Source organism: Mycobacterium sp., assembly GCF_049280035.1.
GTDB lineage: Bacteria > Actinomycetota > Actinomycetes > Mycobacteriales > Mycobacteriaceae > Mycobacterium.
In genome coordinates this window covers 1-9,776 of record NZ_JBAPPI010000351.1, presented here as the reverse complement: position 1 = coordinate 9,776, position 9,776 = coordinate 1, and the positions used below count along the sequence as shown (strand labels likewise).

Annotated in this window: 11 protein-coding genes and 1 pseudogene; 10 read left to right on the top strand and 2 right to left on the bottom strand. The window is 66.0% G+C overall.

The features are described 5' to 3' along the window. The 7 genes and pseudogenes from WAN71_RS11835 to WAN71_RS11805 form a co-directional block, all read left to right on the top strand. Window positions 1-170, top strand: a pseudogene (locus tag WAN71_RS11835) (protocatechuate 3,4-dioxygenase subunit alpha); the annotation flags it as partial. Beyond that, a complete protein-coding gene (locus tag WAN71_RS11830) occupies window positions 167-1,393 on the top strand; it encodes a lyase family protein (RefSeq protein WP_422225508.1) in 1,227 nt (408 codons plus the stop codon). The pseudogene WAN71_RS11835 and the gene WAN71_RS11830, both read left to right, overlap by 4 nt. Further along, the gene (locus WAN71_RS11825; RefSeq protein WP_422225507.1) at window positions 1,390-2,175 is read left to right on the top strand and encodes an alpha/beta fold hydrolase; all 786 of its coding nucleotides are present in this window, start codon (window positions 1,390-1,392) and stop codon (window positions 2,173-2,175) included. Before WAN71_RS11830 ends, WAN71_RS11825 begins: the two co-directional genes overlap by 4 nt. A 52-nt stretch (window positions 2,176-2,227) precedes the next feature. Next, complete coding sequence (gene pcaC / locus WAN71_RS11820) at window positions 2,228-2,611, top strand: 4-carboxymuconolactone decarboxylase (RefSeq protein WP_422225506.1); 384 nt, start codon at window positions 2,228-2,230, stop codon at window positions 2,609-2,611. 120 nt (window positions 2,612-2,731) lie between these two features. Next, a complete protein-coding gene (locus tag WAN71_RS11815; RefSeq protein WP_422225505.1) occupies window positions 2,732-3,400 on the top strand; it encodes a helix-turn-helix transcriptional regulator in 669 nt (222 codons plus the stop codon). An 81-nt stretch (window positions 3,401-3,481) separates the two neighbouring features. Next, entirely contained in the window at window positions 3,482-3,823 is a 342-nt protein-coding gene (locus WAN71_RS11810) for a cupin domain-containing protein (RefSeq protein ID WP_422225504.1), read from the top strand. A gap of 4 nt (window positions 3,824-3,827) precedes the next feature. Continuing rightward, window positions 3,828-4,772, top strand: coding sequence for an NAD(P)H-dependent flavin oxidoreductase (locus WAN71_RS11805; protein ID WP_422225503.1), 945 nt, complete (start codon window positions 3,828-3,830; stop codon window positions 4,770-4,772). A 60-nt stretch (window positions 4,773-4,832) separates the two neighbouring features. Here WAN71_RS11805 and WAN71_RS11800 read toward each other — a convergent pair whose 3' ends face one another. Both WAN71_RS11800 and WAN71_RS11795 read right to left on the bottom strand, forming a co-directional pair. Beyond that, window positions 4,833-5,681, bottom strand: coding sequence for an endonuclease domain-containing protein (locus WAN71_RS11800; protein ID WP_422225502.1), 849 nt, complete (start codon window positions 5,679-5,681; stop codon window positions 4,833-4,835). Window positions 5,682-5,790: 109 nt separating this feature from the next. Continuing rightward, the gene (locus WAN71_RS11795; RefSeq protein WP_422225510.1) at window positions 5,791-6,273 is read right to left on the bottom strand and encodes a DUF1990 domain-containing protein; all 483 of its coding nucleotides are present in this window, start codon (window positions 6,271-6,273) and stop codon (window positions 5,791-5,793) included. Between the two features lie 52 nt (window positions 6,274-6,325). Here WAN71_RS11795 and WAN71_RS11790 point away from each other — a divergent pair, with 52 nt between their 5' ends. The 3 genes from WAN71_RS11790 to thrS all read left to right on the top strand — a co-directional run. After that, entirely contained in the window at window positions 6,326-7,207 is an 882-nt protein-coding gene (locus WAN71_RS11790) for an aldo/keto reductase (protein ID WP_422225501.1), read from the top strand. Between the two features lie 34 nt (window positions 7,208-7,241). Beyond that, window positions 7,242-7,868, top strand: coding sequence for a PaaI family thioesterase (locus WAN71_RS11785; RefSeq protein ID WP_422225509.1), 627 nt, complete (start codon window positions 7,242-7,244; stop codon window positions 7,866-7,868). A gap of 80 nt (window positions 7,869-7,948) precedes the next feature. Beyond that, the coding region (thrS, locus tag WAN71_RS11780) for a threonine--tRNA ligase (RefSeq protein WP_422225500.1) at window positions 7,949-9,776 on the top strand (1,828 nt) is incomplete at its 3' end.

Here is a 9,776-nt window from a genome sequence, read left to right as displayed (position 1 = left end):
CCTACCTGCCGGATGCCGACCCGGACGCTGATCGGCTGTTGAGCGCCCTGGACGGCACCCGACGCCAAACCCTGATCTGCGTGGCCGAGAAGGGCGGATACCGCTTCGATATTCACCTTCAGGGCCGTTGCGAGACCGTGTTTCTGGCCTACCGCGGGGATTCGCGATGACCAACCTGTTGTGGCCGGGAGATGAGCGCGCCGGGACGTTGATGTCCGACGCCACGCTGTTGGCGTCGATGGTCGCGGTGGAATCGGCCTGGCTGGATGCACTGGTCGCCGCGGGTCTGGCGCCGGATCAATGCAGCGGCGCTGACCTTTCCGGCCTGGTGAGCGCCGGCGACCGCGAGTCACTCGCGGCCAAATCGGAGGATGGCGGCAACCCCGCGATCGGGTTGGTGGCACTGCTTCGTGACCGCGCGAGCGCGGAGGTCGGTCGATGGATTCACCGCGGCCTTACCAGCCAGGACGTGATCGACACCGGCTTGATGCTCGCCACTCGTGACGTCGTCGATGAGTTGAAGTCACAACTCGCCGAACAGATTTCAGCCCTATCAGCGCTTGCGGCGACTCACCGCGACACGCCGATGGTGGCTCGCACCCTGACCCAGCATGCGGTGCCCGCAACGTTCGGGGTCAAGGCGGCGGTGTGGTGCAACGGCGTCGTCGACGCATATGAACAACTCGGTGCGCTAATCATTCCGGTCCAGATCGGCGGCGCGGGCGGCACGCTGGCCGCCGCGACTGAGTTGGCTGCGCTTGCCGGTCACCCAAATCCCGGCGGAACCTCGATGGAGCTGGTGCAAAACACCGCAGCGACTTTGGGTTTGGCTGTCCGGATGCCGTGGCACACCACCCGCGCACCAGTCACCGCGATCGGCGACGCGTTGATCGGATGCACCGACGCCTGGGGCCGCATCGCGTCGGACGTTGTGACTCTGGCCCGGCCGGAGATCGCCGAACTGAGCGAGCCCGCATCCGGAGACCGCGGCGGGTCATCGAGCATGCCGCAGAAGCGTAACCCGGTGCTGTCCATCCTGATTCGCCGCGCAGCGATTTCTGCGCCGTCGCTGGGCGCGACATTGCACACCGCCGCCGCATTGGCCAACGACGAACGTCCCGACGGCTCATGGCATGCCGAATGGGAGACGCTACGCATTCTTGCCCGGCGAGCCGTTGTCGCCGGCGCCCAGTGCAGCGAACTGTTGGCCGGTTTGCAGGTCCATCCGGCGCAGATGGCCAGTAACCTCGGCAGCGTCGAGGTACTCGGCGAGCAACGCGTTATCGCTGAGCTGGCCGGAAAAGCCCCGTCCGGCAACTATTTCGGTGCGGGCGACGCTCTGATCGACGAGAGCCTGGATCGTGCTAAGCGGATAGTCAAGGAACGCCCGTGACCGCCCCGCGAATTCGCGGGTCGCATCTGGGCGGGTCACCGGATCTGCCGACGTTGGTGGTCGGCCCGTCGTTGGGTACCTCCGTCGCGGCCCTGTGGTCTGGCGTGGCAGGACGTCTGGCGGGCATCTATAACATCATCGGCTGGGATCTTCCCGGCCACGGTGCCAGCCCGCGGCCGAGGGACGCTTTCACCATCGACGACCTCGCAGCCAGCGTCCTCAAAGTCGTGGAAGGCAAGATCGGCGGACGGCCGTTCACCTATGCCGGTGTCTCGGTCGCCGGCGCCGTCGGACTTCAGCTGCTGCTCGGGCATCCCGAGCGCATCGTGTCGGCCGCGCTGATCTGCACGGCGGCGCGAATCGGCGACCCGGACGACTGGCAGTCTCGGGCCAAAGTCGTTCGCAGTGCCGGAACTGGCGAAGTCGTGGCACCGTCGATTCGCCGATGGTTCGCCCCGGGATTCTTCGAGCGCGATCCCGCCGCAGCCCGGGCGCTGCTGGATACCCTGCGCCGGGTCGACGACGACGGCTATGCACGCACCTGTGAGGCGCTCGCCGAGTTCGACGCCCGTGATCGCCTCGGCGAAATCGACACCCCGATCGTTGCTGTCGCTGGCGCCAACGACATTGCCACGCCGCCTGATTCGCTGCGGTACATCGCCAGCAACGTGACCCGCGGACGGTTCATCGAGGTGGCGCAGGCCGCCCATCTCGCGCCGGCTGAGCAGCCCGACCGAATCGCCGACGTGTTGGCCAAGCTGAGGAGAATCGGAGCCAGATGAGCGACACGCGTGGCGACGATGCGGGCCGTGGAACGCCCGAGGAGGCGCGCAAATGAACACCGCCTATGACCGGGGCATGGCCGTACGCCGGGAGGTGCTCGGGGACGGCTACGTCGACCAGGCGGCTGCGCGGATCACCGACTTCACCCGCGACTTTCAGACACTGGTGACCGAATTCGCCTGGGGCACAATCTGGACGCGTCCGGGCCTGGACCGGCGGAGCCGCTCGATGATCACGCTCACGGCGCTGATCGCTCGTGGCCGTGACCAGGAGCTTGCGCTGCATATTCGAGCGGCACTGCGCAACGGGCTATCGCGGGACGAAATCAAGGAAGTCCTGCTGCACACCGCGGTTTACTGCGGTGTGCCGGATGCCAATGCCGCCTTCCGCATCGCCCAAAGCGTCTTCGAAGAGGCTGATTCACAACACCATTGACGCTCAGGGGGCAAAGCCTTGGGTGAATTGCTACAGTTCGCCTTTGTATAAAGCCGCCGGGCCATTATTGGGAAAACCAGCTGATCGGCGGCCTGCCGAGAGCAGAATGCTCAAGAGAAAATGAGCGCCGTCGTCAAACCAGCAAAGCACTCCTCAGGTCGTCGCCTCGACGTCCTGAGGGTGTTGCGGGCGGCCGATTCTCCGATGAGCATCGCCGCGATCGCCGACATGCTGGACGTGCACCCCAACACCGTTCGCTTCCATCTCGACACCTTGTTCGGCACGGGCCGAGTGGAACAGGTCGCGACGGACCGCAAGGGGCCGGGCCGGCCGGCGCTGATGTTCCGTGCAACTAGGCGGATGGATCCCGGCGGCGCGCGGCACTATCAGCTGCTGGCCGAGATCCTTGCCATGGGTCTGGCCGGTTATCGGGACGCCGCCGCCAGGGCACTTTCCGCCGGCCGCGAGTGGGGTCGGCGGCTGAACCCGCCGCCTCCGGCCACGGCCGGGGCGCCCGACGTGGATGAATCGATCGAGCACCTGGTCGGTTTACTCGACGAGCTCGGCTTTGACCCGGAGCGTCGCGGAGACGAGCAGCTGGGATTGCGGAACTGCCCGTTTTTGGAACTGGTGGAAATCCAGAAGGCCATCATTTGTCCGATCCACTTGGGGCTCATGCAGGGAGCTCTGGAAACCTGGGCGGCACCGGTCACGGCAGATCGGCTGGACACCTTCGTCGAGCCAGATCTGTGTCTGGTGCACCTCACCCGGCAGATCACCGCGACGTGAGCCCCGCGCCCGCGGTGGCCCTCCCCCCGGGCGGGATACTTCTACTATCCGGTTGAGGAACTCCGAACAAGGGACTCATTGATGGAATCGATTTCGCTGACCAGCCTGGCCGACGAAAAGCTGGCCGAGGCGCGGCAGGCACACAGCGGTCGCGCGTCGCACACCATCCACGGCGGGCACACCCACGAACTGCGGCAGACCGTGATGGCGCTGCTGGCCGGGCATGAGTTCTCCGAACACGACAGCCCCGGACAGGCGTCGCTGCAGGTCCTGACAGGACACGTGCACCTCACCGCGGGTGAGGACGCGTGGGATGGAAAGACCGGTGATTACGTTGTCATTCCGCCGCAACGGCATTCGCTACAAGCCGTCGACGATTCGGTGATCCTGCTGACCGTCTTCAAGAGCCTTCCCTCGGCGTAGCCAGATGCTGTCGACGCCGTGGTCGCGGCGCATGAGCCTGCGGGTGCCAATACTGAACGCGCCGATGGGCGGCGTTGCCGGCGGTCGACTCGCCGCTGCGGTGACCGCCGCCGGTGGACTGGGCATGGTCGGCATGGGAACTGCCGGGTCGACGGCGTCGCTGCGTGCCGAATTGCCGCACGTGCGCGGAACATTCGGAATTGGCTTGGTGGACTGGGTGATCCACAAGGAGCCGGAGCTGCTCGATAGCGCGCTGGCCGCGCAGCCCGTGCTCGTATCGGTCAGCTTCGGAACTGACTTGTCATGGGTCGAGCGCGCCCACGATGCTGGGATCGCAGCGGCCACACAGGTTTACAACAGCGTCGAAGCGCAGCGGGCCCAAGATGGCGGGATCGATCTCCTGGTGGCCCGTGGTTCCGAAGGTGGTGGCCACGGGGATGCGACGATCGGCACCCTCCCGCTGCTCGACGCCGTGTTGGACGTCGCAAGAGTGCCGGTGCTGGCAGCCGGCGGAATCGCCTCTCCGCGAAGCCTGGCAGCCGTGCTGGCCGCCGGCGCCAGCGGCGCGTGGTTAGGCACTGTGCTTTCGGCCAGTCCGGAGGCGCTGACGAGCGACGCGTCCCGTCGTGCGTTGGTCGCGGCCCGCGAGACCGACACCACCAGCACCCGGGTGTTCGACATCGTTCGGGGACTGCCGTGGTCGAAGCGGTTTCCGTCGCGGGTGCTGCGCAACGACTTCGTCGCCCGGTGGAGCGGTCATGAAGACGCGCTGGCCGACGACCCCAACGCTCTCGACGAACTGGCCGCCGCTCTCGCTGCCGACGATCGTCGAACCGCTCCGGTGGATGCCGGCCAGGGCGTCGGGATGGTCACCGGCGTCGCCCCGGTGGGCCAGGTCATCGACCGGCTCTGCGAGGGCGCCGAAAAGCTGCTCGCGGCCTGGGGTTAGCGCATTTGACCGCCGAGACTTAAACCACTGCGAGCCGTACCGGCGTGTCGTCGCAGCGGTTTAAGTGTCGCGGTAGCCCCGTGTAGCGAGTGCCTCGCGGACCCGCCGGATCACATCCTCGGGCGTATCTTCGGCGATCACCCGAATGACGATCCATCCCATGGCTTTTAGTTTGCGAAGGCGGTGCTGGTCTCGGACGTACTGACGGCGATCGGTGCGGTGATGATCGCCGTCGTACTCGACGGCCACCTGGTATTTCTCCCAGCCCAGATCCAGGACGCCGACCGGTCGCCAATTCTCATGCACCGCTATCTGGGTGGTTGGGGCAGGTAGTTTCGCGTCGATGAGCAGGAGTCGTAGCCAGGTCTCCTTCGGTGATGCGGACCCGCCGTCGACAAGTGGCAATGCCATTCGTAGTCGTCGCAGGCCACGAGCGCCCGGATATCGCTTGGCTAGTAACAGCACATCCTCCATCGAAAACGGGGTGGCGCGCATCAGCGCATCAAGCCGTGCCACCGCCTTCCCGCACGGCAGCTGCCGAGCCAGGTCGTAGGCAGTGCGTGCAAGGGTAGTGACCGGCAACCGTGCGACGTGGGTGATCTCGTCACCGTCTAGCCGTTGGTTTCGGGTGACGACGCCGGCCGGGGGATGCGGGTTATGCCAGATCAACTCGATTGGCTCGTCGTCGTCGATCCAATTCGAGCCGTGCAATGCCGCGGCAGCCAGGCCGGCCAACACCGCACGTCCGCCGGACCATAGCCACGCCGCTTCTGAACGCGTTCGAAGCGACGCGGCCGCCCAATCCGGCAAGTAGATGTTGGGATGGATTGCCCGGTATCCGGTCCGCAGCTGATAAGGGCTTAATCTGCCGTGCCGGACGGCGTCACTGCCTATAAACACATCGGTCATAGGCGAACGGTGTCACCTCGGACCGACACGTTCGCCGAGACTTAAGCCGTTGCGAACCGCATCGGCGAGTCGTCGCAACGGTTTCAGTGTCGCGAACCAAAGGCAGCGGTCAGACCGCGTGGACGTAGCGTTTGGCGATCATCCGCTGGGCCAGCGCCGTGAACGGGCCGCCGGCTTTGCTCCACCAGGTCGCGGGCCGGGAGAATGCCGAGACCTCGGCGTACACCGCGGCGGTGACGGGGTCGTGGCGCACCACGAACCGTTCCTCACCGGACTCGGGGTGTCCGGGCAAGGTGCCATAGGCAAAGCCACGCACGTCGGGTTGGTCGATGACGTACACCACGCGGCAAGGTGCTTTCAGGAAACCCATCTTCACCAGCACCACCGCGCCGACCTCGACCGCGTCGCTGCTGGGCTGGACGCGTAATCCGGCACCGCGCTGCATGCCCCAGTGCATGACCGCATCGGCGGCCTCCACGAACCGCTGGTGACCTGCGCCGATCTGGGTCACAAAGCCAAGGTGGCGGTATCCCGGCGGCGGCGGGCCGGCGGTCGCACCGACTTCGGGATAGGTCAGCGGCATGCTGCTCATCGTGTACAAGTCCACCCGGCCAGCTTGCCAGGCGCGGCGTACGGTCGAAACCGTGGCTACCGACACCGCGCAACCAGCTCAGGCATCCGGAACCCTCACCCTCGGCGGCGAGCTAACGGTCAACCGGCTCGGCTTCGGCGCAATGCGCTTGACCGGCAAGGGCGTCTGGGGGCCGCCGGCCGACCGCGGCGAAGCCGTGCGGGTGCTGCGCCGCGCCGTCGAGCTCGGCGTCAATTTCATTGACACCGCCGATTCGTACGGTCCCTACATATCCGAGGACATCATCCACGAGGCACTGCACCCCTATGACGGTCTCGTCATCGCGACCAAAGCCGGGCTTTTGCGGACCGGCCCGGACGTGTGGATTCCGCTGGGCAACCCCAGTTATCTGCGTCAGGAATGCGAAATGAGCCTGCGCCGCCTCGGCGTCGAGACCATCGACCTGTTCCAGCTACACCGCATCGACGCGAACTTCCCGTTGGCCGACCAGGTCGGCGAACTCGTCGCATTGCAGAAGGAAGGCAAGATCCGGCATATCGGCCTGTCCGAGATCGACGTCGATCAGCTCGCCGCCGCACAGCAGGTCACCCCGATCGTGTCGGTGCAGAACATGTACAACCTGGCAGCTCGCACCGCCGAACCATTGCTGGATGCCGCGAGCAGCCAGGGGATCGCCTTCATCCCGTGGTTCCCGCTGGCCGCCGGGCCGTTGGCCGCCCCCGATGGTCCATTGCAGAAGGTCGCGGCCGGCCATCACGCGACGCCCTCGCAGCTGGCGCTGGCCTGGCTGTTGAAGCGATCGGAAGTGATGCTGCCGATTCCCGGCACGTCCAGCGTGGCCCACTTGGAGCAGAACGTGGCCGCCGCCGAGATCACGCTCAGCGACGAGGAATTCGAGACGCTGGCCGCTGCCGGCGCCGCACAGGGCAACTAGCCGACGCGGCTGCCCGGCCACCCAATACGGTGTTCTGGTGGCCGGCGAACATATGCGACACCCGGGCGGCGGATTCAATCCGCCCGAACCCACCACCAGAGGCGGGCCCGACTACGGGCGATTCATTGCGGCGGTGCGTGCTCTGCAGGATCACGCCCGGGCGGTCGACGCACCTGATGGGGTGATCAGCGAGGCCGCTGACCTGATCGAGAAGGTCTCCGACCTGCTCAGCCCATTCGATGTTGACGAGTGGACGACGCCCTCAGGCCGCCGGATGGACCTGCCGAACAGGGGCAACATCCTGCCGGTGCCGATGAAGGTGCGGAAAACTGACGACGGCCGCATCCAAGGCTGGGCCCGTTTTCGGCGGTTTCACCTCGGACGCAACAGCGCGGTGCACGGCGGCGCGCTCGGGCTGCTGTTCGACTCGGTCTTGGGTATGACGTCCGGGGTGATCACCGGCGGCCCTCGCCAACGCACCGCATACCTGCATATCAATTACCGCCAGGTCGTCCCGATCGAAAAGGAGCTGCAAATCGACGCGGGCGTCGACCGGGTGGAGGGGCGCAAGATCTTCGTGTCGGGCCGGTTGAGCGACGGCGACACCCTGCTGACTGATGCCGAGGCGCTGTTTGTGTTGCTCAAACCCGGGCAGCCCTAAGGCTTCGGCGGGCGCGGGCAGCCATCCCGATAGCATGGTCGGGTCCGTTTGAACACCCGAAAGCTATGGAGACCGCGTCGATGACCGCCCTCGCACACCCCGCCCCAGCAGCCCCCATCCGGGTGGCTGCCGGGACGACCGCGGCCGCCGCGGTGCGGGAAGCGGGCCTGCCGGGCCGCGGTGCCCCCGACGCGATCGTGGTGGTGCGCGACGCCGAGGGCAAGCTGCGCGACTTGAGCTGGATTCCCGCACAGGACGTCGAGGTCACCCCGGTGGCGGCCAACACCGACGACGGGCGAAGCGTCATCCGGCATTCGACCGCCCACGTGTTGGCCCAGGCCGTCCAACACATGTTCCCGAACGCCAAGCTCGGCATCGGGCCGCCGATCACCGACGGCTTCTACTACGACTTCGACGTGGCGGATCCATTCACGCCGGAGGATCTGGAGGCACTGGAAAAGCGGATGCGTCAGATCCTCAAGGAGGGGCAGCTGTTCTCCCGGCGGGTCTACGAATCCAAGGAGCAGGCGCGCGAGGAGCTGGCTAAGGAGCCTTACAAGCTCGAACTCGTCGACGACAAGTCCGTCGGAACCGAGAACATGGCCGAAATAATGGAGGTCGGCGGCGACGAGCTCACCGCTTATGACAACCTCAATCCCCGTACCCGGGAACGGGTTTGGGGCGATTTGTGCCGCGGACCGCACATCCCCACAACCAAGCACATCCCGGCGTTCAAGCTGACCAGAAGTTCGGCCGCCTATTGGCGTGGCGATCAGAACAACGCCAGCCTGCAGCGCATCTACGGCACCGCGTGGGAGTCGCAGGAGGCGCTCGACCACCATCTGCAGTTGGTCGAGGAAGCTCAGCGTCGCGACCACCGCAAGCTGGGCGCCGAGCTGGACTTGTTCAGCTTCCCCGACGAAATCGGTTCTGGGCTGGCCGTTTTCCATCCCAAGGGCGGCATCGTCCGCACCGAGCTCGAGGACTACTCGCGACGCAAGCATGCCCAGGCGGGTTATGAGTTCGTCAACACGCCGCACATCACCAAAGAGCAGCTGTACATCACGTCGGGCCACCTCGAGTGGTACGCCGACGGCATGTTCCCGCCGATGCACCTCGACGCAGAGTTCAACGACGACGGAACGGTGCGCAAGCCGGGCCAGGACTACTACCTCAAGCCGATGAACTGTCCGATGCACTGCCTGATCTTCCGCTCGCGCGGCCGGTCCTATCGCGAACTTCCGTTGCGGCTCTTCGAGTTCGGCACCGTCTACCGCTACGAACTCTCCGGTGTGGTGCACGGCCTGACCCGGGTGCGCGGCCTGACGATGGACGACGCCCACATCTACTGCACGCGCGACCAGATGCGCGACGAGCTGACGTCGCTGCTGCGGTTCGTGCTCGACCTGCTCGGTGACTACGGTCTGACCGATTTCTATCTGGAGCTGTCGACCAAGGACCCCGACAAGTTCGTCGGCTCCGACGAGATGTGGGAGGAGGCCACTAGTGTGCTCGCCGAGGTCGGCGCCGCGTCCGGGCTGGACCTGATACCCGACCCTGGCGGCGCGGCGTTCTACGGCCCGAAGATCTCGGTGCAGGTCAAGGACGCGCTGGGGCGCAGCTGGCAGATGTCGACCATCCAGCTGGACTTCAACTTTCCGGAGCGCTTCGAGCTGGAGTACACCGCCGCCGACGGCAGCCGGCAGCGGCCCGTGATGATCCACCGCGCGCTGTTCGGCTCGATCGAGCGGTTCATCGGCATCCTCACCGAGCACTACGCCGGCGCGTTCCCGGCCTGGCTGGCACCGGTGCAGGTGGTAGGCATCCCCGTCGCCGACGGCCATGTGCCGTATCTGGAAGACGTTGCTGCGCAACTAAAGTCGCACGGTATCCGAGTTGAGGTGGACG

What these genes read in the sequence shown, in the direction of transcription:
- WAN71_RS11805 (WP_422225503.1), top strand. Translation starts at nt 3,828, where the DNA reads ATGCTGTCGACGCCGTGGTCGCGGCGCATGAGCCTGCGGGTGCCAATA.
- WAN71_RS11800 (WP_422225502.1), bottom strand. Translation starts at nt 5,681, where the DNA reads ATGACCGATGTGTTTATAGGCAGTGACGCCGTCCGGCACGGCAGATTA.
- WAN71_RS11795 (WP_422225510.1), bottom strand. Translation starts at nt 6,273, where the DNA reads ATGAGCAGCATGCCGCTGACCTATCCCGAAGTCGGTGCGACCGCCGGC.
- WAN71_RS11830 (WP_422225508.1), top strand. Translation starts at nt 167, where the DNA reads ATGACCAACCTGTTGTGGCCGGGAGATGAGCGCGCCGGGACGTTGATG.
- WAN71_RS11810 (WP_422225504.1), top strand. Translation starts at nt 3,482, where the DNA reads ATGGAATCGATTTCGCTGACCAGCCTGGCCGACGAAAAGCTGGCCGAG.
- pcaC (WP_422225506.1), top strand. Translation starts at nt 2,228, where the DNA reads ATGAACACCGCCTATGACCGGGGCATGGCCGTACGCCGGGAGGTGCTC.
- WAN71_RS11815 (WP_422225505.1), top strand. Translation starts at nt 2,732, where the DNA reads ATGAGCGCCGTCGTCAAACCAGCAAAGCACTCCTCAGGTCGTCGCCTC.